This is a genomic window from Lysinibacillus sp. Bpr_S20 (genome assembly GCF_023337835.1).
In the GTDB taxonomy this organism is placed as follows: domain Bacteria; phylum Bacillota; class Bacilli; order Bacillales_A; family Planococcaceae; genus Lysinibacillus.
Genome location: NZ_JALNLQ010000001.1, coordinates 101,810 through 126,473, shown reverse-complemented (window position 1 = coordinate 126,473; position 24,664 = coordinate 101,810). Strand labels below are relative to the sequence as shown.

Sequence of the window (24,664 nt, the reverse complement as noted above, 5' to 3'; positions counted from 1 at the left end):
CCCTCCTCAATCAAAAATTGATAAATCGCCTGCACGTTTTGTCAGCCTTCCATTTTCCATTAGTCCCATTTTCTCCAACCATTTTTCAAATTCTCGAAGCGGTCGTAAGCCAAGCATCTCACGCAAACTAGCATCATCGTGATAGCTTGTATCTTGATAATTCAGCATGACATCATCTCCGCCCGGTACCCCCATGTAAAAATTCGCTCCTGCAACTGCTGTTATGATACCAGAAACTTCCTGATCATTTTGATCGGCATCCATATGATTTGTGTAAGTTGGAGCCATCCCCATTGGCAAGCCATGCAATTTCCCCATAAATCCATCTTCAAGATCCGCTCTAATTAATTGGCGCCCATCATAAAGTGTTTCCGGTCCAATAAAGCCAGAAACGGTATTCACCATGAATGGCTTCCAGTGTCGTGCAAAACCATAACTTCTTGATTCAAGCGTTTGCATATCTACCCCATAGGCAGCATTTAAAGATACTTCCGAACCTTGTCCTGTTTCAAAATACATAAAGTTCGGACCTGCAGATGTACCATATCGAGCCATCATCTCATAGCCCTCATCAAGAATTTTTTTAGATATACCGAATGCCTCATTTCCTTTTTGTGTACCTGCTAAACTTTGAAACATAAGCGCGATAGGCGCCCCCTGCTTTAATGCTTCCATTTGTGTTGTTATATGGGCTAAAACACAATTTTGTGTTGGAATTTGCCATTTCTCAATAAATTCATGTGAAAGGGTCAACAGCTTTTTGACGGATTCAATCGTATCCACATTCGGATTGATACCAATAACTGCATCACCTGCCCCATAGGACAACCCTTCCTTTATTGAATACAAAATTCCTTCTGGAACATCATTTGGATGATTGGGCTGACAACGAAATGCTAAACGGCCAGGCTCTCCGATTGTCGTATTGCAATGTGCTTGATATTTCATTTTCTGTGAAGCAAGAACAAGATCGATGCTTGACATCAGCTTGGCAACTGCTGAAATCATTTCACTTGTAAGTCCCCTCGAAAGCTTTAATAACTGATCTCTACCTGTATCAGATGACAAAATATAATTTCTCAGCTCACCGACCGTCCAACTTTGAATATCCTTGTAAATCGTGTCGCTAATATCATCATAAATCAACCGTGTTACTTCATCGATCTCATACGGAATAACCGGATTTTCATAAATATCTTTCAGCTGCATCTCACTAAGTACTACTTTCGCAGCCATGCGCTCCAGCGACGATTCCGCAGCTATACGTGCCATCACATCCCCCGACTTTGCTTCACTTGCTTTAGCAAGTACCTCCCTTACCGACGAAAACGAATAATGAGTTCCTTTTACCACACAAGACAATTTCATTACTTCACACCCCTTTTATATGGTTAAGATTCCTACCAAATGAAAAAAAGCGCTTTCACTTATCCCTGAAGAAAATATTCTTCGGGCGTGAAAGGCGCCTTTGCCTAAGATATTATTTTAGTTCATTCTACACTACCCGCAAATATTTTGTAAATAGTTTGAAAACAATATCACCATTTGTTTTAAACTTTATTTGGGGCCTTTGGTAATAAGCCGTAATCTATTTTACCAACTAGTATTCATTTTCTTGGGTAGCGATTATCGGAAAGGTTACTGAAACTTTTGTCCCTTTGTCGCACAGAGGGAATGAAAGAACCCCTTGCATACTCTCTTCAACTAACATATTGACAAGCTGAAATCCTAAAGAAGAAATATCGCCTATAGAAAAAGAATCACCCATTCCACAACCATCATCCGTTACAGTAATCGTAACCATTTGTTTTCGTCGCCTCAAATTTATATCAATTTTTCCGACATTTTGTGATGGAAAAGCATGTTTAATGCTATTTTGAACTAACTCATTAACAATCAGGACGATAGCTGTCGCTTTATCTGAAGGACAGAATACAGATTCCCCTTCAACCGAAACAGTAATATGTTGACCTGGAATAACTGACGAAGAAATTAACAACGTTGCAATTTGTTGTATTAAAAGTTTAATATCCGCTTCCTCAATTCCCCGATGGGCCAAATAATCATGTACTAACGCCATACTAGATATACGCGATATGCTATCGTGAAATACCTCAGCTACTTCTTCTGATTGAGTGCGTAGCATTTGTAACCGTAGCAAACTAGAAATAACCTGTAAATTATTTTTAACGCGATGATGCATTTCCCGAACGACAATAGCTTGGAATACACGTTGCTTGTCTTCACTATTAGTTGCTTTCATAAAGTGTTCTATATTTTTTTCATTCCGAACTTCATGTGAAATATCTCTTTCCTTAATTAGTACGGCTATAGTGTCCCCTTGCGAGTCTTTTATCGGAACAATATCTTGCTGCATGATTCCGCGCTCTTCCGTAATGCCTCTTGATCCAAAAATGGGTTTTCCCGTTTTTAAACTAAATAAAACACCCGGCTCCATTTCTTCATATGCTATCAGCCATAACATACTTTTTTTATATAAAGATGCTATAGTAGTGGGCTTTGCTTCAGCTACAACTAAAGATGCGTTCTGTTCTTTCAACAGACAATTAATAAAAATATCTGCTTGAGAAAGATCAGCTATTATTTGAAGATTTTTAGCCATATCAACGATAATTTCACACTGTTCGTTTGATAAACTTGTCATTCGTTCTAAATCTAAAAGTCCCAACATCATATGCGTCCCCCCTGCGTTTTCCAAACACTATAACTAAAAGTAAAATGGGTACAACATGACAAAAAAATCTGGATAGATTACGTAGTATGATTAAACTCTCCTTTTTTAGTTCCATCATTGGCTTGTATATATAATTAAAGACAATTAATCGTACATGATCAAAACTATCCCACTTGACATATCTGATTATTTCATTTTTTCCCACTATTCATAATATTTTATAACATTTACATGAAATAAAGAAAGAGCATGTTTTAAATTGAGGGCACTGAAAAAGTCCAGATCTTCTCACTTCACAGGGTATTCAAGATGAAATCGTTGAATACCTCGCTTTTTTCATTTGCCACTGTGACCCTACTGTTGTTTTCCGAAGCATTTCGCTCGCTTTCCGCGGGCGAGCGTCGAGCCTCCTCCTACGCTTCGCTTCGTGCGGGGTCTCGTCTGTCTCGCTTTCCCGCAGGAGTCGAGCGATGCTTCTACAAACAACGCAATGTATCCTACTATTATTTTAATCACGCTTTCCTTTAAAAGAATTGTGCAGGTGATGCCCCTGATGATTTAAATCAAGAAACCCTTAATTTAAGTCCATACATGGCAAATTACGAGATAATATAAGAAGAGTTAAGAACAGAATTAGACAATGGACGAAATGTCATTCCTCCAATTCGCAACTTTTATTTGAATTAAATTGCAATTTACATCTTTTGTTGTTTTCCGAAGCATTCCGCTCGCTTTCCGCGAGCGAGCGATGCTTCTACAAACAACGCAATGTATCCTACTATTATTATAGTCACGCTTTCCTTTAAAAGAATTGTGCAGGTGATGCCCCTGATGATTTAAATCAAGAAACCCTTAATTTAAGTCCTTACATGGCGATCTACAATATTGTTAAGCCAAAAAATAAAATGCTTCGCCAGATTGGATGCCTTTATTACAAATTATTTTAGCAACAATTATTGCACAACCTGCGTATTCATGTTTTCTTCTCTGCGCTGACATATGTTATTCCAAATAAGAGCCGAAATAACAAGTAGCGTTCCTACTATATCAAAGATTGTTATGTTATATCCTTGTAACATCATAATCACAAATGTAGTAATTGGAACGAAATTAATAAATAGAATGCCATTAATAGATGATAGGATTTTTACACCATAATTCCAACTAAGCAATGCTACAATACCTGGCAGTATCATCATAAACAATAAATCATATTTTATCGCAAAAATCGTTTCCGAACTTGGGACTGATACATATCCTTGCATCGTAGTAATCATTGTAATGATACCTGTGACAGCTGTACCAAAAACACATGTTAATGTAGAGTAGCGGAGAGTAGACCAATCTTTAAATGTTTGACCGCCCATTGTATATACCACCCATCCGACAACACCTATTAAAACGAATGCTAGCGAAACTAGATTGTGTTTCAGAGTAAGAAAGAAACTCATATCGCCTTTTGTAATAACAAAAATAGCGCCAATAAAAGCAATGATCATACTATTAATCATATACTTCTTCGGTTTCACTTGTTTATACCCCCATAGAATAGCGATCGAAATCATCGGCATGAGTGCCTCCATAATCGACGCTACCATAACACCCGATTCCCCCATTAACATCTGGCCTAGAAAAACAAGCACATTGTAAACAGTAAACGCCATGATCCCAAAAAAGACGAGTAGTTTACCTTTCCCTTCTAATCGAAACGCTTTTTTACCTTCCTTCATCCATAATAAAATGACTAATACAATCGATACCGCGCCATATCGAATAGTTGAAAAATAGAGCGGATTTATATATTCAAGTGCATGATCTGCTACTGGGAACATGGCTCCCCATGACATACTTGCAATTAAACAAGCCATCATGCCTATTATTATTTGACTTTTTCTCACTGTTTTTCCTCGTTTCTATATAACTACTATGAAATTCACAATGAGAATTATAAAAAAGAAAATACATCACGTAAAATGATTGAAAGTGATATTAACTATCATTTATAATGATAGTTTTTAAGGGGGAGTGCTCGATGGAACTACGAGATTTACAGATTTTCAAAAGCGTCGCAAATCACCAAAGCGTTAGCCATGCTGCAAAAGAATTAAATTATGTACAATCCAATGTAACTGCACGCATTAAACTATTAGAAAAGGAGCTCAAAACGCCACTTTTTTATCGTCATAAAAAGGGGATGACCTTGAATCCAGAAGGGCGCAAAATGCTTACATACGTTAATAAGATTTTGCAAGATGTTGAAGAAATGAAACAAGTATTTTTAGATAGTGATACGCCGACTGGTACATTAAAAATCGGTACAGTCGAAACAGTGAGTATATTGCCAACCATTCTAGCTTCTTACTATAAAGGGTATCCAAATGTCGATTTAACGCTGAAAGCAGGTTTAACTGAGGAACTCATTAAAGAAGTAGCAGATCACCAATTAGATGGGGCTTTTATAACTGGACCCATTAAACATCCAGTTTTAGAACAATATGATGTATATACTGAAAATCTCGTTCTCATCTCACAAAACAAATCCTTTCGTATAGAGGAATTTATGACTACACCAATCCTTGTTTCTAATAAAGGTTGCGGCTATCGTTCCAAGCTAGAACTTTGGCTTCAAGATGAAGGTTTACTACCAAAAAGAATCATGGAATTTAATATATTAGAGACAATTTTAAACAGTGTTGCCATCGGTCTTGGCGTGACACTTGTACCACAATCAGTTGCTGAACACCTTTCTACTACAGGCAAGGTTTATTGTCATCCAATTCCTAAAAAATACGGTACAATTTCAACCGTCTTTATACGACGAAAAGATGCATATATGACAAACTCGATGGACTGTTTTTTAAAAACAATTGCGGAGCATCAGCGTATATAGGGTTATTAAGCCCGGAGAAGAACCAACTCGGAGTGATAATAAATAAAGCTGTTTAATTTTCAGTTAAACAGCTTCTCGCAGTCTTAGTCAGGCTTTTAAAATTGCCGCTCCTAAGACTGCATATTTTTTACCTATCGTGAACTTTATTTTGCATTTTTGTCTGGTTGATGAATACCGAATAGATTACCCTCAGTATCAATATAGTATCCTTGCCAAGCCATTCCCGGTAGAGCATATTTTGGCATTGCAACCGTGCCACCATGCTCAAGAATTTTTGCTTCCGTTACATCATAATTTTCCACACCCATTGTACATGCAAATCCATTTACAGCTTGATTTGGTTCCGGAGAAGCACCTTGACGTTGCATTAAAGCGCCATTTACTCCAGGTTCTTCTTCATTACCAGTCACTGCACCAAAGTAAGGCATACCTGCATAATCACTCCAATCTTGAAATGACCATCCGAATACCTCTCCATAAAATTCCTTTGCTCGTTCCATATCACTTACATGAATTTCAAAATGAACTAATCTGCCCATAATACCCTCCTAATAAAGAATTAAATTACTCACTGTGTTTGAGTACAATTACTATATATTATTATTACAAAGAATGGAAATAAAAAAAAATTCTATGAAAAATTCCAATGCTTGTTCCCGATTTTGGTTCTATTTCTTTTAAATTGGAGGATTTATAGCATTTAAATAATCTTTTAAATACTGAATAAATGGATGTTCTTCTATATCTGATTTGCGTGTACATATAAATAAACTTTGCTGAATATCTGCATGTTCTACATACACCCGAGCTAGTTTCCCATTTGTTATACTTTCAGTGACACTGTAGGACGGTGCTAAAGTCATACCGTACCCTGCTTCCACTACTTTAATCGATTCATGTAAGCCCTGCATTTGAAGTCCTAATTTAGGTAATGGACTGTTAAACGTATAAAAAACGGCCTCCAATAAATCAAGTGTCGAGCTACCACGTTCCCGATAAATAAAGTCCTCATTCGATAATTCATAAATGGAGACAGTTTGATTTGCCAAAGAATGCAATGGGTGAACTACAAACCAAAACGGGATATCTAGTATTTTTTCAAACTGTAAATCAGGGTGACCCATTTTATTTTGCACGACAAAACCAAGATCTACTTCATAGCTCAGAACTTGCTCTTCCACAGATTTTACATTGCCTAATGACACGAAAAATTCAATGTGAGGATTAGCAAGCTTATACGCTGCGATCATAGGCGGGAGTATATAGTTTATTGGTATATAGGAAGAAGCAATATGTAATTTTTCTTCTTTCGCTAAAAATTTTCCGAGCTTTTCATCAATTTGTGCTTCTAAATAAAATAAACGCATTCCTTGCTCATACAAAAACTTCCCCTCAGGGGTTAATTGAATGCCTCGTCCTTTTCCTTCAATCAATTTTGTCCCTATTTCGCTCTCTAATTTCCGTATTTGAATTGTGACAGCTGGTTGACTAAGCAGCATTTTATTGGCTGCTGCGGTAATTCCCCCATGTTTTGCTACATTCGTAAAAATCCTTAACGCATGCAAATTCATTTTATTCACACCTTTCTATCCATAAATTAAATTTATGAATAAGCAATTATTATATATTTGTTTTATGTATTATTTAGCTGTAATTTAAGTTTAGAGGTGATTTGATGGAAATTTTACTACAGGAATGGTTTTCGATAAATGGATTTATCTTATTAACAATTGGCTTACTTGCAGCAATCATTGGTGTTCTTTTCGGCGCTGCAGGTTTTATCTTGTTGCCTGCCATGTTACTTATTGGCATTCCGGTACATACAACTGTAGCAGTTAATAAATTTGCGACAGGAATTTCTGCTCTATCAAATGTCGTATCATTTGTAATTAAAGGACATTTATCGTTAAAAAAATTCACATCTTTAATGATGATTGCTAGTTTTGGTGGTGTATTTGGCGCATATTTAGCCACTCGATTATCAGAACAAATCATGAATATTGCAGCTTGTATATTCTTAATTTTCTCATTTTTCATCGTACTTTGCAGTAATAAATTTATGGTAAAGGATATAAAAGAAACAGATGAACAACCAATTAATAAACTCATTCCGTTTGCAGTCTCAATATATGACGGTGGTTTTGGACCAGGCTCAGCTCTAATGAATGTAACCTATCATCTAAAAAAGCAATATACCTATATAAAAGCAGTTGAGTTAACAAGAATTATTACGTTTTCAAGTTGTACAGGTGCCTTTTTCTTTTACTACTTTACGGGCATTGTTAATTGGGGAATCGCCATTCCTGTTTCAATTGGCTCTATTGTTGGCTCGTTCTTAGGTTTAAAGGTCATTCCTTACATCAAAACAAGATGGATTCAAATTTTATTACCAATCATTTTTTTCTTACTGATTATTCAGGTCGTATCAGATTTGCTATTATAAATCACGCTATCTGTGCCTCACTTATTGTAAGTTTTATAGTTAAATGTCGCAATCATGCAAGAAATCGTTGCTAAATGGGTTTTCTTCAACGTTTTATTGTACAAGTTTCGGTACGCAAAGCAAGCGAGAAGGGGCTAACTTCTCGCTCTTTTATTCATCAGCAGGTTTAGTATAAACTTTTAGCCCGACCTGAAAAGGTATAGACTAAGATTGGACTTTCATCCAGCGCGCATTTCTCCCTTTTGAAATAAGTTTAATTTCACCTAATAATTGCAAATCAGTTAATGCTTTACTAATTGTGCTTTCGGCTATATCTGGATAAATGCTTCGAATACAATCTTTTGTAAAAGGTTGTTGTTGATTATGAATGAAATTCTGAATTCGATCTACCTTCGTTTGTTTACATATTGAATCTAGTACTCTGCTATGTAAATCTTTATAAGCCTCTAATATAATCATTAAGAACTCTTTTAACCAGAAGTTAATATTATGCCCATTACAATACCAATGCACCGAAGATTTAAAAATGGCTTCATAGTATTCTATTTCTCTTTTTTTTATATATTCATCTAAACATACATATTTTACAAATGTATGTCCGCTTTTTACTAAAAGTAATTGCATGAACATTAGTGTTAATCTACCATTACCTTGATTAAAAGGGATTATGCAATAAAGATTCAATATAAAACGAGCTATCAATATAAGTGTAGGTAACTCTTTTTTGCGGATTAATAAATTGTACTGGTTGCATAATTGTTCTACAGCCTGTGGAATATTTTCTGATGGAAGAGGATGATAACAAATCGTGTGCATCCCATTTTCGGGGATTTCAGGTATTTCTGGAATGGAAAACGGTTTTTGGCGCCATTTTGCACTATCAGAGGTATGATAATGAATTAATTGAAAATGCAATTCTTGTATAGTTTCTGGACTTATAGAAAAAGTACAGGATTTTTTATGTACAAGTGTCAATGTTTCATAATAACAATATATCGCATCTTCCGAAATTGATTGGGGTATCCTATCATCTAAAATAAGTTCTTTTAATCGCTTATTTGAAACTTTTATATCCTTATAAACCGAAATATAGTTTTTTATGTATTGTAGGGGTATAGCGTTTTCAAGGCTAGTGAATATATCCGGCCTTTGCTCTTTATAAGCTGTCAACATCCCTTTATATTCACTAATTTCACTGACTAAGTTTATTAGTTGCTGATCAATATATCTGTACTGATCTTCGAAAAAATCCCTCATTTTGTTCCTCCTGTTACTATCTCTTAATGCTCTATTACAATAATATTTATCCCTAATATTATTCGAAATTACCATTCAAATAACATCCGATTTAATAGAGCTTTTACTTTCTAAAGAAAGAGGATTATATTCTTTTTATTCCAATGGATCTATCGTAAATGGCCTTAGATACTATTGAATATCGGAATAGTATCTTCTAAATGTACTGCTATTTTTATTATTTTTGTGACATTTCTGTGTAATTTTCCTATATTTTTATCACATTCATTAATTAGATAACTATTATAGAATTTTAAATACTTATATCATTCAACCTTTTCCCCTTTTTTTCGTAACCCTGATCTCAAGCAAAACAAAAAACACTCTTGTTTTGGTACAATACTTATATCCAAAACAAGAGTGCCATTTATTTGATTACTCCAACACTTTATACTATTTTTATATCAAATCGCTACAATTTTACTACGAAAGTGGGAGAGTTCCCTAAAAACAGGTCAATTTGTGCCGCTTTACACCAAAATGAAGTTCGGCAATATTCATTAATGTTATTTCTTTGCTTTTTGAAGATACATTTGATAATCCGCAACACTTAATAATTGCCTCGCTGTAGTCCCATCTTGTGGAAAACATGCACAGCCAATACTTGCTGAAATGACAATTTGATGTTCCTCAATGATAAACGGCTCTCGTAATAACTCATGTATTTTGGCTTTATACTGTTCCACCGCATTTGCAGTGGTCATATGTTCAACTAATAACACGAATTCATCTCCGCCAAGTCGTGCAAAGACTTCCTGCTTTTGAGTAAAATGTTTGCACCGTTCTGCAAACATTTGAAGTAATAAATCCCCCTGTAGATGTCCATATTGGTCATTTACAGCTTTAAAGCCATTCAAATCTATGAAAAATAGCGAAAATAGCTTAGCCTCTTCTTCGATTAAACGCTCCAAACGGTCCAATACAAATTTTCGATTCGGTAAATTCGTTAAACTATCATAATAAACAAAGTGCTCCAAGCTTTTGGAAAAATCAACTGAACTTTTTATATGCTTATTTAAGTTTTGAATGCGCTTAAAGTGATTCGATACATCATATACTTCTATCATTAAATACGATGTATGCTCTACTTGTATATGTTGAATTAATATATTTTGACGAGGCGGCTTCATCTTCGCACACTTTCTTTCAACAAAATATTGATGCATTGCTGCTGAACAAAAGCTTTTTTGTTCATCTAGCAAAGCCTTTTCAAACATATAGGCATAAATCTTTTTATCCAAGCGTGGAACAACTGTTGTTATAGGTAACCCTTTAACCTCTTCTTCACTTTTACCTGTGTACTTGACTAACCATTTATTCCATAATTGAATGTTCAATTTTTCATCCAATAATATAATGCCATTATCTAGCTGATTAACGATCGCTATATATAAATCATTCATCCAAATCCCTACTAATCTCATCCACTTTTCGAATTAAAAATTCGATTGATTCTAATGAAAACTTAATTAAAATGATGCCTAGCACCTTCGAGTTGTCTATATCAAAACTTACATAAAGTAATAATACATTGCTATCCCCTGAGCTCGTAAGTGTTTTATAAAACTCTCCTGCATTATGTAAAATCACCTGCGGCACATCATACTCAAGCTTCATCTCCATCAGGCTTCCCATACCGCCCATAATGGAATTTAGAATAATATTACCTATTTCCTTTACAACATCAAAATCCTCATCATTAAATGAAAGCTCTTCATTCTCTTCTGTATACTCTTCCCCTAAGCAAAGTGCAGTCAAATATTTAATTTGCTCTGCTGGAAAAATAAAATCTGCTCTACCAGAAAAGACATTACCAAACCTTAAAGAGGTAGATAGTACTGTACCATTTATGACAGGATTCAGCACTTCTTGCTCGCCAGACTTTAATTCATGTAACCCTAGTAACTTTATCTCTGGAACTGACAAAAAAATTCTTTTTTGAAGAATTTCTGATAATAAGTTAGCTGCCTCGCCCACAAATACATTATACAACTCTTTCAGAATATCCTCTTGTGTAGTTGTCAACAACTAAATCACCCTTTTATCAATAATTCAATTTCCTTCAGCTTCGCAACATTTATTGGTTTATTAATAAACGCTAACGCTCCAGCAGATAAAACCTCATCACGAACCGCCAATTGCACATCAGCTGAAAGCACGATAATTTTAGCCGTTGGGTATTTCTCTAGTAATTGTATAATTGCCTCTTGTCCACTCATCTTAGGCATTAATAAATCCATAAATACAAAATCAGGGAGAAAGGTTGCAAATACTTCAATACATTCAACCCCATCATTTGCTGTTTCATAGACAGCATCCGGGTAAATAGATTTTAATGTTTGGATCGTTGTTTTTTGAGAAAACTTGGAATCATCTACTACAAGTACTTTCATATTAAAATATATCCCCCGCTTTTAATAAACTGTTTCTTAAAATAATATCATAATTATTTATTAATTGGAAAATATTTAATTAGTTCTCTACAAGATTCATATGAATGAAAGAAAGAACTGTTAGAATAAACTTCTAACATAGTACCAGCTTGAATTAGACTAAAGACAGTCGTTTCAATATTGACAAGATCAAACATCCCTCTTTGGCTTCTCTTTATCCAGAAAATACACTGATTTACTGATAAACCGTCTCTACAGTATTACACTTGGGGTTTTTTGTAACCTTTTTTACTGTAATAAAAAAATTCTTTCTTTCACGAAAGCATTCAAAAAGGCTTAGGAATAGCTCCTAAGCCTTTCAAATTTTCTATTACTTTTATAAACCCTTATATTCTAAAAAGGAATCAGAAAATATTTTATAACATAAAACGATATTTTTATTATTTTAATCATATTTACTCATTAGTTCACGAATCTTCTTCGCTACATCTAAACGTTCAATATTTTCATTCGCATAACTTTTCACATCATTACTCCCCACGCATACACTATGCACAGCTTTTTCAAACAAACATTGGTCGTTGCTATCGTTCCCAAAAGCAACAAACTGTTGAATGTTCAGCATACGTAGTCCCCTAACTTTATTAATTCCTAAAGGGCTAATGTCGACAGCATCCTCAGTTTTGTAGTGTGTGACTACGACTGAGATTGATTGAAGCTCTTTTAACACTTCCTCATTCGCTTGGAATAAAACTAATTTGCATACTGGTAATAATTGTTCCAAAGGAATATTTGTTGAATTATTTTTATCGATATTGTGATAAATAGGATGCGTAATATCACCAGTATAGGAGTAATCCCACTGACCATCTGCTAAATATTTTAACTGATGTTGATGAATCAGTGTAATGAGTTTATCTAAAAGTTGTTGTTCAAAATGTTTCACTTTTATTCGTCCATTATCATATGTAAATGTACCATTTCCTCCGACCAATAGCCCTTCATGAAAATCCTTTGGTATGATAGGTACTAAGTCACGAATAGGTCTTGCTGAGGCAAAAATCACTTGATGCCCTGCTAATTTTAATTCTTGAAGTGCTTCAATAATTTCTTTATCAATACTTTTACCATCAAAGCAAAGTGTTCCATCTAAATCGAATACAAAGTTCATTTGAATCCCTACCTCTTTATTAATTAACTATAACTATATTAAAATGAATAATATTAATACAGGACAGATGTCTCGGAGGAAAAAATGAATCAAAGCCTATTTAAATCTATTTATGACTACACTTTTACACAAGATCTAACTTCATCCCTTATCGTACGTCCTTTTCAACCAAATGAATATATTCTAAAAGCTGGAGATCAAATAGACGGAATTTATTTTTTACTTTCAGGAAGGTATATGGTATCTAGTTTAGAAGTGACTGGTAAAGAGTTACTATTAAGGTACTGCCAACAACCATCGATTATGGGCGATATTGAAATATTTACAGATTGTTTAGTTGTATCAAACTGCATCGCCGTAGAGCCATGTGAGGTTTTAATTATTCCATTAGAAGTGTACGAAACTCATTTAAAAATTGATAGTAAATTTAATCAATTATTATTGAAAGAGTTAGCATATAAGCTCCTAACTTGCACAATTTCATCTAGAGTTAATGCGCTTTCCCCAGTAAATGTACGTTTAGCAGCTTATTTATGTACTGTCGAATCCCCAACACATGTAAATCAATACATAAAAACAAATTCTTTAGATGATGTTGCCTCATTAATTGGTACTACAAAAAGACATATAAATCGTATCCTAAAAGACTGGACAGAAAAAGGAATTATCAGTCGAGAAGATGATGCGATAGAAATTTTGGATTGGTCTAAGATGAAAGAAATTTCTGAAAATGTACGCTTTGAATAAACTAAATGTTTTTGGAAATATTTTTTATCCATAATAAAGCTTTCATACTTGGTAACTTCGATTTAGAAGTGATCATATGAACGCCATCAAAAAAAACTAATTGTAGTTCTATTTGTTCTTTTAATTATTGTTGGCGCTACTGCCAATAAACTTCATGAAGCTGGCGTTCCAGTCACTGCAGTACGTTTCCAAGGTATCATTCACGATTTCGTGATGCTCAACGCCTTAGCTAATACTGAAGCTGCACGCGGAGCAATTGATCTTGCCACAACCTGGTTGCGTAAAGGGTTTTAATAAATCTATCGTTTCGTCACATAGAAACTACTGCAAATAAATAAAAAAACAAACAGATCCACTCAAATAATTGACTATTTGAGTGGATCATATATTTATTCAATCAAACATTTAACTAAAGCCCCTCAATTAAAAGAAGCGTCTTCACTTACTTTTAGAAGGGTCCATTTACGTGAATTAAATTTATTACCTGTTTTATTCATTAAATAATGGTTACGAAAAAGTTGTGAAGTGCGTGCAATATAATAACCGACCATATTGACCCGGTCTTTTTGTACACAAACCCAAAGAGTAAGCCGAGAAAAAGAACATATAAATGCGACCCAAAATGAAAGATTTTTTCATCGTAAATCCAAATTGGATAGTGAACCACTAAAAATAATAAAGCTGTTAAAATATTTGCTTTCCAAAAAGTCATTTTTTTATTAATCTCTTGTAAAATCAATCCCCTAAAAACAATTTCTTCGGCAAGCCCTGCCATAAGAATACCATTAAGGTAATCGTCAAAGGATAATGAAAATTGAAATGATTGCTGATTAATTATATAAGTTTCCGAAGTAAAATATAAGCCAACTAACAGTGAAAGAATTACTCCCCAAAATAAACCTTTCTTAACATTTACGTTCATTTTTAAGTAGTCAAATGGATTAGTATGTAAATAATATTTTATGTATAACGAAGTTGGAACAATCCAAACGAAACTTTTAACCAATGCCTCTAATAAAGGAGAGATTATTTCACCGAACGAATAGATGTATTCGATTAACCATAATTCTTTAATTGTCCATACAAAGTAAAAAATGAGTAGAAACCCTATCATTGTTTGTACATCATTATTTTTCACTTTATTTTCAAAACTTAATTTAAATGCCATTTATACCTCCAAAATGCAATACTTTATTGCAATTATACCTAATTATTGAAATCCAGTATAGATTCGGAAACTACGAGTTTCAAAAGAATGCTATAACATGTTCATCATTAACTTAAGTAATGTAATAAAAACCTGTGTTTTTATTTTCACTACTGATTAAAGCGAAATTTTTCAAAACCATCACCAACTTTTTCCCTCTTCATATTCTATAGAATCAGATTTCGAATTGAGGGGGAAACGTATGGGGATTGAATTCACAGCTCTCCATTGGATTTACGTTATTTTTATTGTCCTGATCATTGGCTTTATGGTTAAACGTCGCGATACCACCCTCATTTGTGTACTAGGCATTTTCATGTTAGCAATTGTTACTACAGGCGATTTAACTTCGTCCATTAGCAGTGTTTTTAACAGTTTTATTTATGTCATCACTGAGCTGTTGTCAACTATTCTCATTATTTCTATTATCGTAGCCATGAGTCGGGTCATGATGACTTCGGGTATTAATGAGGTCATGATTGCTCCTTTTACAAAAATCATAAAACACCTGCATTAGCTTTTTGGACGATTGGTCTGTTAATGATGTGCATCTCTTGGTTTTTTTGGCCATCCCCGGCTGTTGCACTGTAAGGGGCGGTTTTACTACCAGTTGCTCTTCGTGCAGGATTACCAGCACTCGGTGTAGCGAACGCCTACAAAGGAAACTTTTTGAATACATAAAACCAATGCAATATTCATAACTTTTCTTTCAGTTACAACCTCAAAAAAGCTTAGGAAAACAACTCCTAAGCTTTTTTGAGGTTGAGTAATGCTTGAAATCAGATTTTTTTAATAGCTAATTAAACAAACTCCATTCTGAAAAATATTAATCAAAATTGAGTTTAACCTTTTTTATTTAGTATTAGATTTTTTATATTGTTTGATTATTTTTGTACTCCTTATTTCATTAAATCACCTATTAGTTGAATATAATTTTAACTTTCTTCGACGTTTATAACAATTTCCCCAAATAATTTCTCATTAAAATATATTTCTAATTTCCATAATCCACTTGTAGGGAACATCATATTCGATGGGATATGGGAATCGGCACCATTATTAGGGCTAATGGAAGTATTGGAATATTGCCATACTGTATCATCGCCAGATACCAACACGGGATGTTCTTTCCCTTCATTGTCAGTTCCAACAACTTTAAAATTACCACTGATACTATCTTTATCTCCCCAAAAATACCACATATACTTATTTACTTTATTAGCAATAATCTTTTCTTCTACTACCTCACCTTTTTTACCCGTACCAACCAAAAAACCAACTTTCCCTTCTTCGCCAATCAACAAATACTCTCCTTCAGTCCCATCACCCAAAGTAATGGGCAATGAAAAAGTAGAACTTACCTCACGTGTTTCTTTCTTATCAATATTGTTACAACCGACAAGTGTCATTAAAAATAGCATAGAAATCAACATAATCATTTTGTTCCTCATATTTCTCCCCCTTATCAATTAGGCATTACCTGTTATTAAATAATATAGATAAATTCTTCTTAGATGAACGATATTTATAGTACTACTTCAACATTCTTATAAATATCCCTTCTTCTTCAACTAACCTGCCTGGTTAGCCATCCATGTAGCGCAAGAGCCAGCGCTACACCACAGAAAATGAAAAATGATTAAGTTCTTTCAGGGAGTTTAAGTACATTTCTTCACAATTTCCAAAGAGTTAGGGGCCGGGATCCTGTAATGGTGTTACTTTAGGAGTTATTTTGCACTATGAATATAATTAGGCTTTTTTCGTTGCTCCATTAAAGCCCCCGTTAGTTTAATAAGAACAGCGACGCTTCTTCCGCAATCGCGCCCGATTGTGGAAAATTGTTTTTCAACTATAGCCCCTGTAATTGAAGTATAGAAACGATAAAAAAATGCTGGTATACAGCTTAATAAATTGTCTCTATATACAGGTTTATAACACACTATGAAAAATCTCGAAAAGTCCTATCGTAGCTATGTTTATATAGCTTTGCATAAAAAGCTGTATAAACAATAGTTCTCGTAAATAGGCACGAACGTTGATTTAACAACATTCGTGCCTTTTTGGTGTTTCCAAACTTTTATTTGGGAACGTTTATTTTGAATGAAACTGCATACTCTATAAATTTTTACTACACTACACCACCCTTAAAACCAAATTGTTTTTTTAGATAGTGTCTTTGGAACTTCTATTAACCTTGCTACATTCTTGCCTTTATTAAATCTCACCTTGTTTAACCAATAAACAAAAGCATCTGTTCGATAAAAAACACCATATGTAACAGTTCCATCTTCCTCTTCTTCAAACCAATAAGGATGTTGGTTCTTTCTATCAAATAGCCAATCCCAAAATTCCTCTTGTAATCGATTAATATTTCTCCCTACTTTTGCAGGACAAATCATATACTCTATATCATCTTCATAATCAAATCCGACTTTAATAATCATAATCCATTCTCCCTTTCTATTTAGTAAATTTTACAAGACGTAGACTATTATAAATTTCTGGCACACCTATAATAACATATATATTTTATTGAAATTTTTGCTAAGTATTAACTTTCCCAAAGCGTCGTTTGGTCATAACTTAGCGTTGTAAATCCCTATAATTTTGAAGGTACTCCTTGTTGCACTAAACTGCCTCGTTAGTTCAATAAAGAAAAAAAGAGCTGCATTATGCAACTCAATGATTTTCAAGTAAAGCACTACGTTAGCGACAGAAGGATGGTCATGGAATTCGTCTGAAAGAACGTTCGTGCATAATGGTTGAAAGATCCATTTTATCGTGCATAATAGTTAAAGGATTCATTTTGATGTATGGAACACCATACTATTGGAAAAAACATCAGGATCCAGGAGGTATATAATGAAAGATACGCTTGAACTATTTCGTTACCATGTTTGGGCTAATAAAAGAGTTTTTGAACATTTAAGGAAACTTCCTGATGATCTGTACCGTAAACCACTAAATAGTGTATTTCCTACCATTGGCGATGCATTAGCACATATCTATTCTGTGGATAATACTTGGCTCAGCATAATGTCCCATGAAAGTCCTGAGGACATCTATGTTGCGATGACGAGTTCACTTGAAGAGGTTAAAGATGCCACGCTCGACTCTTTTGAGGCTTATTTTGCTAAAATTGCGGCTCGATATGAAGAGTTTATCTTGAACCACCAAGATGATTTAGAGGAAATATCTGAGTATCCGCTTAAATTCGGTGAGTTGCGGGCTAATTACAAAGATCTCGTTAGGCACGTGGTTAATCACGGTACATATCACCGTGGTAATATTACCGCAATGCTCCGACAAATGGGTTATTCCGGTGTTTCCACAGACTATGGCTTTTACCTTTTTGAACTAAAGCGGTGAGCACTCCTTCGGGAGTGTTTTTTTGTAAAGGTCGTTTTCGATTTGTTGCCGACAGATTTTCTCCTGTATTGTCTTTCCATTTCTAATCATCAAAATGTAAATGTTGAATGAAGTGATGCCTGTCTATGATATCCGTACATTTAACCCTTAGCTTTCCTGTCTTAAAAAACCTGCTCCGTTAGTAAAATCACTCCTTATGTCAGAATTCTATTAAATTGGCAATAATCCCTTTTATATTACTATTTTAGGGGGAATGGAATTGTTACTGTCAAAAGCATGGACTTTGTTTGAAGCTAATAAACGAATAGAGGGCTTTTCGCCACAAACGCTGAAAGCCTACCGGTTGCAGTCTTTTCTATTAATTGGTTATTTTAAGGATATAGAGATGGAATTACTTGACACCAATCAACTGAAGGAATATCTTGCTATATCCGGCAAGCACTTAAAATCAGCCAGTCTTGCACACCGTATTCGCTTTATGAAATCATTTTTTCGTTGGTCTCATGAAGAAGGATACCTAAGTAAGAATCCAACTTCCAAAATTAAAGAACCGAAAGTAGGAAAGCGGATACCCAAGTATTTAACCGAACGGGAAATTGAACACCTCCGTGAATCCTGTCATTCCGCAATGGAAAAAGCAATTTTCGAATTCATGTTTTCTACTGGTTGCCGAATTGGAGAAATAGTTGCATTAGAAAAGAACCATATTAATTGGTCCAATCAATCCGCAATCGTTAGAGGAAAAGATGATAAGGAAAGGGAGGTTTATTTTAATACGCGTTGTGACATATGGCTTAAACGATATATTGAAAGCCGTACTGACAATAATCCTGCCATCTTTGTGACAGTAAGGCAGCCACATAAAATGAGTGTTGCCCAAATGCGATACATCATCAAGCGGATATCAAATCGTGCTGAAATCAATAAAGAAATTCATCCACATCAATTTAGACACAGCTATGCAACTCATTTGTTGAACAATGGAACCCCCATAGAAGTCATACAAAGTCTTATGGGGCATTAGAAAAGCGAAACAACTAGGATCTACGCTCAATTAAGCGGGAGGCTAAGGAAAGAATATTATCAGAAGTACTTTTAAATGTAAAAGGTGCAATGTCTTAAAAGACTTTGCTCCACTTGACTAAAGCACTCCGTTAATTTAAGTGAAACATTACTAAATCTTCGATAAAAAAAGAGAGCTGCTCAGCAGCACCTTAGATAAGTACCAAAATCTCGTTTACATAATGAAGTGAAAAGAGCTTACATATCCAAGCTGTTGATGATAGCCAATATTTGATGATCTGTCCATTTGCCATTAATCTTCAGATTTTCTTTAGCTATACCTTCTTTTTCAAACCCTGCTTTTTCTAATACACGAATAGATGCTATGTTGTCAGGCATAGCTCCTGCTTCAATTCTGTGTAGTTTTAATTCTTTAAAAGCAAAGTCTACAACAAGTTTAAGAGCTTCCGTTGTATAGCCCTTTCCATTATACTCCTTATCTAAAGTAAATCCCGTATAACAGCTTTGCAGGTCTCCCCTTGAAATTTGAGTTAATGAAATGTCTCCAATAAGTTTATCAGTCACTTTTAAAAAGATTCCAAAAGGATATAATTGCCCATCATCTGTTTTTTCCAATGCCTGTTGAAGGCGTTGTTTTTGATATTTCTCTGTATAAAAGGTTTCCGGGAGTAATGGGCTAACTCGTTGAAAAAATTCGCGATTTCTACTATGCAAGCTAGCTAACTCGCTAGCGTCAGAAATTTTGTAAAGTCGAAGATATATTTGTTCCCCTACAAGCTTCATAGAATCCCTCCGATTTCTTTTTACTACTATTTTATTTCACTTTATAAAAGAGTATGATATATATTACTATTTTAATGTAAGTTCGTATTGTACTAATCTGCTCCGTTAGTTTAAGTGAAATGCTTCACAATCTCACAAATTGGTCGCATAAAAAATGGCATGACAAAGAAGAATTATTAATTTTTTTGAAATAGAGCAGTCAAAAAGTCAGGTACACCGAAAACAACATTTGGCTGTTCTATTACCTTCATTTTTCTTATTTCAATTTCCTTAAAGTCCCTAAATATAAGCCTCAATTTTTCCTCTGTATATCCTAAACCACCATTAAGGCTTCGTAATCTATAAACTTCCCAATCCGATATTTCTGCTCCACCTAACTCCCCACCTTCAATAAAACAGGTGATTGCAAAGAAGCCATTAGGTTTTAAAGCCCTTTTCACTATATCTATGTAATTCATTCTTCTATGAGGAGCAACATGGTGAAAACAACCTGAATCATATACAATATCGTAAGTGCCTTCTTCTATATTTAAATCAAAGATATTTTCATTAATAAAGTTTATACTGACATTTTTATAGTTTGCTCGTTCTTCTGCCCATTTAAGTGTTTCTTCGGATAAATCCACTGCATCAATCGTACAGCCTTTTTGAGCAAAATAAATAGCATTTCGACCAGGACCACTTCCCAATTCCAATACTTTCCCTGGTTTAAAAACGTTTTTTTCAAAGTAACTAACTAAATTTTCATCGGGAGAATCTATAAAAAAAGGAACACCTTTATTGCGGTCGGAGTAAAAATTATTCCAAAATTCCGTAGGTTCTCTCAATAACGAGTCTAACATTTCCAATAAATCATTATAATCATAAATAGTTTCTTTCATAACATACCCCTTTGTATAATTATTGACCTCTTTATAATTATACAAAATTATACAAAATCGTTTGTTAAAGCAATATTAAAAATATATTATTTCGCATCGTAAACAAACTCCTAAAAATAGGTTTTTTTCGCCTTAAGCGTATTCTAAGGTGGTTAATTTTCAATTGTTTATATCAAATAATAGTATCCTACTTCCCTTTAATAAAACGTTTATAATAACCCTGTACATTGTTAGAAGGGGACAAGGAATTCAATTTTTTATTTCTTGTGTTACGAATATTACAATTACGTTACAACGTTATTCTTATTGAATTAACCTGCACCGGTTAGTTCAATAAAGAAGCTGCATATGCAACTAAATAATTTCCAAGTAAAGCTCTCCGTTATTTCAATAAGTACATACTTTCCTCAAAGTGTTCATTAGTTTGCTATAGCGTGTAAAGACGTTACGTCTTGTTTATGATATAATTTACATAAATTTCATAATGAGGTGACAATGTGGGGAATGATAAATTAGTTTGTAAGGTTTGTGGTAATGATTCCTTCGCACAAGGTGAATTAGGCGGATCTATGGCAAATGTAAAACCCGTTAAGCTCCGATATGCTCCATTTTTCGAGTTCACCACTAATTTTGACTATTTGTACGAATTGCGGAGAAGTAGCTTCAATGAAAGTTAAGAAACCTCAAAAGTTCCAATAGTACTTTATATTTCATATAAAGGTTCACCTTCCAGCGGAGTGAACCTTTATTAATTTCTTCCCTCAGAATGAAATCCCTTACTGAACACTTTGTTTCGTTTGATCCTTACAATGTTCAGGAGTCACATTTGGAATTTAAAATAATGGAATAGTGAAGATAATTAATATAAAACAAAAAAATTAGGTACTCACTTTTATAGGGTTTTCAAAAAAAAAGATTCTTTTGATACATATCCTTGGTGTACCGAACGCCAATAAAAGAATCTTTCTAAATACATAAAATCAATTCTATATTCATAACATTTCTTCCATTTAAAATCTCAAAAAAAGCTTAGGAACGACTCCTAAGCCTTTCTATTATTGAGTAATGCTTGATTCGAAACCAGATTTTTTAAATAGCTAATTTAAATAAACTCATTCTGAAAAATATTAATCAAAATGGAGTTTAACCTTTTTTATTTAGTATTAAATTTTTAATAAAGTTTTATTATTTTTGTACTCCTGATTTCACTAAAGCCTCCGTTAGCTTAAGTGTATCCATTCACAAATGTGCAAATAAGAGTGCAGAGCAAGGTCTATCAAGCAAGAGTATAAGAATATTAAAGAATGCGAAGTTTAATACCGAAAACACCTGATGAAAAACAAATACTCAAAATCAAGAATGTGATTCCTGTTATAATTGAAATTAATCCAATAGCATATTCGACTTTATCTTTAAAAATTTTGCATAAGATTTTATAAAAAACAACTCCAAAGAATCCTCCTAATCCATTCAAAATTATATCATCAATGTCAGTAGCACCTACTTTAAATGAGTATTGGAAGATCTCAACTGCCACACTAATAAGAACGCTCCATAAAGTGTTAATGAATATCCTTTTATTGTGATTGAACAAAATCAAATAGATACCTAATGGTATAAATAAAACAATATTACCCAGTACATTAATTAATGAAATAATACCACCATTAGATAAGTAATCCGTTATAGTATAAAACGGTATAAGATTTACAGATTGAAATGAATTTGTTTTAAAAAATAAAAATGCAAATAAAATAAAAATATAAAATCCTAATCCTATAATTAACAAAATATAGCTGTGTTCTGTTTTTTTACTTTCATTAATCTTCATAGAGTATTCTCCAAATTCTAATTTATTTTCTTATAAGATATCTGCCTATATTATTATAATCCCCTATAAACATTAATATTTACTTAATTTAATCCCTATTTTGGCCGTGTGGTAATACCGTTCATCAATTTCGTTCGGTTTATTCCGCACCCTCACCTGAGTTTATACGTGTTATCAGGAAATAGTGTCACAACCACACCATCCGTATTATTGCCCGATACCTCAAAACGAAGATTTGCTGGCACATTAATAGTGGTATTTTCTGTAACAGGATAATATATGACCTCATATTTTTGACCATTTATAGTAGCAGAAATATGTTTTTCTTCTTTTAGATAGTCTAAATATTCCTCTAAAACATAATTCTTTTCTTTCATAATCGCACTATGCGGTAAACCGACATAGCGGATATGCCATGGTTCATTCATAATTCCCGTTATGTCCGTTTTATCCTTTGGATAACGTAGAGTAAACCCGTATTTCCAAGCGTTCTCTGCAATCCACTCTCCCTCAGGTGCTACCTCCATCTTCCCTTGGGTACTTCCCACATCAAGCGATAAACCTAAATTGTGTTCGCTGTAGCCTGCTGGCAAGGCACGAATGGAACCCATTTCTTTATAAAGTTTAGATTGCTCTTTAAATCCTCGAAAACCACTCGTAATTAAAAAACTAGAAACTTCATCTTCTTCCGCATCAAGAACCATATCCGAAAATTTCCTTGCTATATCTTCTGATAAATATGTTTCGCTATTAAACAATCTGTATCCTTTTACCAATTCTTTGCGAGCATTTAAATTGATTACATCTGATTTTATACTTTCATTGTGAACTGGGTACTTATTGTTGACCAAAAGTAAATTTCCTTGAAAAATTTGTTCTACTGGAATTTCTACTTTTGTTATATTTCCAGAAGAAAACTTACCCTCCACTACACCATTCTCATTATTGGCATTTCCTATTACACCTTTTTCCTCTTGAAAAAACGGTACTATCTTAAAGGCTGTCACACCCAAACATATTGAAAAAATTAATAAAAAGCCCCACTTTTTCATTCTTAACTTCTCCCTTATTCTTCTTTACTTAAAAGATTATAAGTAAAACTAATTAAGAAAAAGGTAGGATGAATCTTAAGTTTTTCTTAAATTATTTACTTAAAATATGATGCTATCTTAACTATTTTGTTTACTTACCTCTTGTTGAAATAAAACCATCAAATCAACTATTTCGAAAACAATTTCTATGTTAAAATTAACTTCAATATGCACCTAAAAATACTCTTTTCTTCAACTAAACTCCACCGTCAGTTCAAAACAGCTAGGTTTGCTTTGCTAAAACTAATGGAAATCATTAGCTTTTTTTATCCACTATCTGATGCAAAATGGATCTCTGTGATATTTATGACGACGACGTACCGTACCAAACGTCAACAAAGGAATATTTTTAAATACATAAAAAACCAATGCTATATTCATAACATTTCTTTCATTTAAAACCTTAAAAAAGGTGATTCATTTTTTCACCAAAATCCTTAGACATAAGTTCATCAAAAAGGTCCCCATCTCACCGTTGGACCTTACCCTTCTTCTGTTATGTTTCTTAGAATTTAGGGTATTACCTTTATTTATCAATTTATTAGATGATTTCTAGAAAAGCAAAAAAACTCTTAAGGATAAGACCCAAAGAGGTTAAATAAATTTGTTGTCTGTTTTTATTGAGTGTCTTCATCACCTTTGCACTCCAAAATATCACCTGGCTGACAGTGCAAAGTCCTCATATCGCTTCTAAAGTTGAAAAACGAACCGCTTTTGCTTTCCCATTTTTCAGAATAGAAAGATTCGCCATAGTAATTCCAACCTTTTCCGAAAGCTCCGTTACGCTCATTTTTCGTTTTGCTAACATCACATCAATATTAATAATAATTGCCATATCATCCAC

At 33.9% G+C, this 24,664-nt stretch carries 21 protein-coding genes and 4 pseudogenes; 7 read left to right on the top strand and 18 right to left on the bottom strand.

Annotation, left to right across the window (positions count from 1 at the left end):
• Nucleotides 1-6 precede the first annotated feature (6 nt).
• The 3 genes from MWJ95_RS00625 to MWJ95_RS00615 form a co-directional block, all read right to left on the bottom strand.
• Nucleotides 7-1,368 (bottom strand): ethanolamine ammonia-lyase subunit EutB, encoded by a 1,362-nt coding sequence (locus MWJ95_RS00625; protein WP_249074248.1) that lies wholly within the window; start codon nt 1,366-1,368, stop codon nt 7-9.
• Between the two features lie 232 nt (nt 1,369-1,600).
• Nucleotides 1,601-2,695, bottom strand: coding sequence for a sensor histidine kinase (locus MWJ95_RS00620; protein ID WP_249103673.1), 1,095 nt, complete (start codon nt 2,693-2,695; stop codon nt 1,601-1,603).
• Nucleotides 2,696-3,648: 953 nt separating this feature from the next.
• Entirely contained in the window at nt 3,649-4,593 is a 945-nt protein-coding gene (locus MWJ95_RS00615; protein WP_249074250.1) for a DMT family transporter, read from the bottom strand.
• 134 nt (nt 4,594-4,727) lie between these two features.
• Here MWJ95_RS00615 and MWJ95_RS00610 point away from each other — a divergent pair, with 134 nt between their 5' ends.
• Nucleotides 4,728-5,585 (top strand): LysR family transcriptional regulator, encoded by an 858-nt coding sequence (locus MWJ95_RS00610; RefSeq protein ID WP_249074251.1) that lies wholly within the window; start codon nt 4,728-4,730, stop codon nt 5,583-5,585.
• Between the two features lie 143 nt (nt 5,586-5,728).
• Here MWJ95_RS00610 and MWJ95_RS00605 read toward each other — a convergent pair whose 3' ends face one another.
• Together MWJ95_RS00605 and MWJ95_RS00600 are read right to left on the bottom strand one after the other, a co-directional pair.
• Nucleotides 5,729-6,124 carry a VOC family protein gene (locus tag MWJ95_RS00605; protein WP_249074252.1) on the bottom strand — a complete coding sequence of 132 codons (396 nt, stop codon included), beginning with the start codon at nt 6,122-6,124 and terminating at the stop codon, nt 5,729-5,731.
• A 138-nt stretch (nt 6,125-6,262) separates the two neighbouring features.
• Nucleotides 6,263-7,156, bottom strand: a complete 894-nt coding sequence (locus MWJ95_RS00600) for a LysR family transcriptional regulator (RefSeq protein ID WP_249074253.1) — start codon at nt 7,154-7,156, stop codon at nt 6,263-6,265.
• 104 nt (nt 7,157-7,260) lie between these two features.
• On the opposite strand from MWJ95_RS00600, the gene MWJ95_RS00595 reads away from it, so the two are divergent.
• On the top strand, nt 7,261-8,028 hold the full coding sequence (locus tag MWJ95_RS00595; protein WP_249074254.1) for a sulfite exporter TauE/SafE family protein: 768 nt from the start codon (nt 7,261-7,263) through the stop codon (nt 8,026-8,028).
• Between the two features lie 204 nt (nt 8,029-8,232).
• Here MWJ95_RS00595 and MWJ95_RS00590 read toward each other — a convergent pair whose 3' ends face one another.
• The 5 genes from MWJ95_RS00590 to MWJ95_RS00570 all read right to left on the bottom strand — a co-directional run bounded on the left by MWJ95_RS00590 (nt 8,233) and on the right by MWJ95_RS00570 (nt 12,888).
• Entirely contained in the window at nt 8,233-9,285 is a 1,053-nt protein-coding gene (locus MWJ95_RS00590; protein WP_249074255.1) for a Fic family protein, read from the bottom strand.
• Between the two features lie 545 nt (nt 9,286-9,830).
• Entirely contained in the window at nt 9,831-10,727 is an 897-nt protein-coding gene (locus tag MWJ95_RS00585; protein WP_249074257.1) for a sensor domain-containing diguanylate cyclase, read from the bottom strand.
• Nucleotides 10,720-11,349, bottom strand: coding sequence for a hypothetical protein (locus MWJ95_RS00580; RefSeq protein WP_249074258.1), 630 nt, complete (start codon nt 11,347-11,349; stop codon nt 10,720-10,722). The genes MWJ95_RS00585 and MWJ95_RS00580 overlap by 8 nt, the downstream gene beginning before the upstream one ends.
• 8 nt (nt 11,350-11,357) lie before the next feature.
• Nucleotides 11,358-11,717, bottom strand: a complete 360-nt coding sequence (locus MWJ95_RS00575) for a response regulator (protein ID WP_249074259.1) — start codon at nt 11,715-11,717, stop codon at nt 11,358-11,360.
• A 445-nt stretch (nt 11,718-12,162) separates the two neighbouring features.
• A complete protein-coding gene (locus MWJ95_RS00570; protein WP_249074260.1) occupies nt 12,163-12,888 on the bottom strand; it encodes an HAD-IIB family hydrolase in 726 nt (241 codons plus the stop codon).
• An 84-nt stretch (nt 12,889-12,972) separates the two neighbouring features.
• Here MWJ95_RS00570 and MWJ95_RS00565 point away from each other — a divergent pair, with 84 nt between their 5' ends.
• A complete protein-coding gene (locus MWJ95_RS00565; RefSeq protein ID WP_249074261.1) occupies nt 12,973-13,635 on the top strand; it encodes a Crp/Fnr family transcriptional regulator in 663 nt (220 codons plus the stop codon).
• Nucleotides 13,636-13,731: 96 nt separating this feature from the next.
• A pseudogene (locus tag MWJ95_RS00560) lies at nt 13,732-13,929 on the top strand (YjcZ family sporulation protein); the annotation flags it as partial.
• A gap of 202 nt (nt 13,930-14,131) precedes the next feature.
• On the opposite strand, the gene MWJ95_RS00555 reads toward MWJ95_RS00560, so the two are convergent.
• The gene (locus MWJ95_RS00555; RefSeq protein WP_249074263.1) at nt 14,132-14,803 is read right to left on the bottom strand and encodes a CPBP family intramembrane glutamic endopeptidase; all 672 of its coding nucleotides are present in this window, start codon (nt 14,801-14,803) and stop codon (nt 14,132-14,134) included.
• Nucleotides 14,804-15,044: 241 nt separating this feature from the next.
• Between MWJ95_RS00555 and MWJ95_RS00550 the strand changes: the two are divergent.
• A pseudogene (locus MWJ95_RS00550) lies at nt 15,045-15,496 on the top strand (hypothetical protein); the annotation flags it as partial.
• A gap of 281 nt (nt 15,497-15,777) precedes the next feature.
• On the opposite strand, the gene MWJ95_RS00545 reads toward MWJ95_RS00550, so the two are convergent.
• Nucleotides 15,778-16,293: a DUF4871 domain-containing protein gene (locus tag MWJ95_RS00545; protein ID WP_249074264.1), complete on the bottom strand. Its 516-nt coding sequence runs from the start codon at nt 16,291-16,293 to the stop codon at nt 15,778-15,780.
• A 693-nt stretch (nt 16,294-16,986) separates the two neighbouring features.
• Nucleotides 16,987-17,286 (bottom strand): hypothetical protein, encoded by a 300-nt coding sequence (locus MWJ95_RS00540; RefSeq protein ID WP_249074265.1) that lies wholly within the window; start codon nt 17,284-17,286, stop codon nt 16,987-16,989.
• 418 nt (nt 17,287-17,704) lie between these two features.
• Here MWJ95_RS00540 and MWJ95_RS00535 point away from each other — a divergent pair, with 418 nt between their 5' ends.
• Nucleotides 17,705-18,211, top strand: coding sequence for a DinB family protein (locus MWJ95_RS00535; protein ID WP_249074266.1), 507 nt, complete (start codon nt 17,705-17,707; stop codon nt 18,209-18,211).
• A gap of 259 nt (nt 18,212-18,470) precedes the next feature.
• Nucleotides 18,471-19,310, top strand: a pseudogene (locus MWJ95_RS00530) (tyrosine-type recombinase/integrase).
• A 161-nt stretch (nt 19,311-19,471) separates the two neighbouring features.
• Here MWJ95_RS00530 and MWJ95_RS00525 read toward each other — a convergent pair.
• The 5 genes and pseudogenes from MWJ95_RS00525 to MWJ95_RS00505 all read right to left on the bottom strand — a co-directional run bounded on the left by MWJ95_RS00525 (nt 19,472) and on the right by MWJ95_RS00505 (nt 24,655).
• On the bottom strand, nt 19,472-20,017 hold the full coding sequence (locus MWJ95_RS00525; protein WP_249074267.1) for a GNAT family N-acetyltransferase: 546 nt from the start codon (nt 20,015-20,017) through the stop codon (nt 19,472-19,474).
• Between the two features lie 176 nt (nt 20,018-20,193).
• On the bottom strand, nt 20,194-20,898 hold the full coding sequence (locus MWJ95_RS00520; RefSeq protein WP_249074268.1) for a class I SAM-dependent methyltransferase: 705 nt from the start codon (nt 20,896-20,898) through the stop codon (nt 20,194-20,196).
• A 1,297-nt stretch (nt 20,899-22,195) separates the two neighbouring features.
• Nucleotides 22,196-22,729, bottom strand: a complete 534-nt coding sequence (locus tag MWJ95_RS00515; protein WP_249074269.1) for a VanZ family protein — start codon at nt 22,727-22,729, stop codon at nt 22,196-22,198.
• 152 nt (nt 22,730-22,881) lie between these two features.
• Nucleotides 22,882-23,781, bottom strand: a complete 900-nt coding sequence (gene vanY, locus MWJ95_RS00510; protein WP_249074271.1) for a VanY-A/VanY-F/VanY-M family D-Ala-D-Ala carboxypeptidase — start codon at nt 23,779-23,781, stop codon at nt 22,882-22,884.
• Nucleotides 23,782-24,437: 656 nt separating this feature from the next.
• Nucleotides 24,438-24,655: pseudogene (locus tag MWJ95_RS00505) on the bottom strand (helix-turn-helix domain-containing protein).
• Nucleotides 24,656-24,664: the final 9 nt, after the last annotated feature.

Coding starts and splice junctions, on each gene's coding strand:
- MWJ95_RS00535 (WP_249074266.1), top strand. CDS start 17,705: ATGAAAGATACGCTTGAACTATTTCGTTACCATGTTTGGGCTAATAAA.
- MWJ95_RS00595 (WP_249074254.1), top strand. CDS start 7,261: ATGGAAATTTTACTACAGGAATGGTTTTCGATAAATGGATTTATCTTA.
- MWJ95_RS00540 (WP_249074265.1), bottom strand. CDS start 17,286: ATGATTATTAAAGTCGGATTTGATTATGAAGATGATATAGAGTATATG.
- MWJ95_RS00565 (WP_249074261.1), top strand. CDS start 12,973: ATGAATCAAAGCCTATTTAAATCTATTTATGACTACACTTTTACACAA.
- MWJ95_RS00515 (WP_249074269.1), bottom strand. CDS start 22,729: ATGAAGATTAATGAAAGTAAAAAAACAGAACACAGCTATATTTTGTTA.
- MWJ95_RS00520 (WP_249074268.1), bottom strand. CDS start 20,898: ATGAAAGAAACTATTTATGATTATAATGATTTATTGGAAATGTTAGAC.
- MWJ95_RS00600 (WP_249074253.1), bottom strand. CDS start 7,156: ATGAATTTGCATGCGTTAAGGATTTTTACGAATGTAGCAAAACATGGG.
- MWJ95_RS00610 (WP_249074251.1), top strand. CDS start 4,728: ATGGAACTACGAGATTTACAGATTTTCAAAAGCGTCGCAAATCACCAA.
- MWJ95_RS00570 (WP_249074260.1), bottom strand. CDS start 12,888: ATGAACTTTGTATTCGATTTAGATGGAACACTTTGCTTTGATGGTAAA.
- MWJ95_RS00590 (WP_249074255.1), bottom strand. CDS start 9,285: ATGAGGGATTTTTTCGAAGATCAGTACAGATATATTGATCAGCAACTA.
- MWJ95_RS00545 (WP_249074264.1), bottom strand. CDS start 16,293: ATGAGGAACAAAATGATTATGTTGATTTCTATGCTATTTTTAATGACA.
- MWJ95_RS00620 (WP_249103673.1), bottom strand. CDS start 2,695: ATGATGTTGGGACTTTTAGATTTAGAACGAATGACAAGTTTATCAAAC.
- MWJ95_RS00525 (WP_249074267.1), bottom strand. CDS start 20,017: ATGAAGCTTGTAGGGGAACAAATATATCTTCGACTTTACAAAATTTCT.
- MWJ95_RS00555 (WP_249074263.1), bottom strand. CDS start 14,803: ATGGCATTTAAATTAAGTTTTGAAAATAAAGTGAAAAATAATGATGTA.
- vanY (WP_249074271.1), bottom strand. CDS start 23,781: ATGAAAAAGTGGGGCTTTTTATTAATTTTTTCAATATGTTTGGGTGTG.
- MWJ95_RS00585 (WP_249074257.1), bottom strand. CDS start 10,727: ATGAATGATTTATATATAGCGATCGTTAATCAGCTAGATAATGGCATT.
- MWJ95_RS00625 (WP_249074248.1), bottom strand. CDS start 1,368: ATGAAATTGTCTTGTGTGGTAAAAGGAACTCATTATTCGTTTTCGTCG.
- MWJ95_RS00605 (WP_249074252.1), bottom strand. CDS start 6,124: ATGGGCAGATTAGTTCATTTTGAAATTCATGTAAGTGATATGGAACGA.
- MWJ95_RS00575 (WP_249074259.1), bottom strand. CDS start 11,717: ATGAAAGTACTTGTAGTAGATGATTCCAAGTTTTCTCAAAAAACAACG.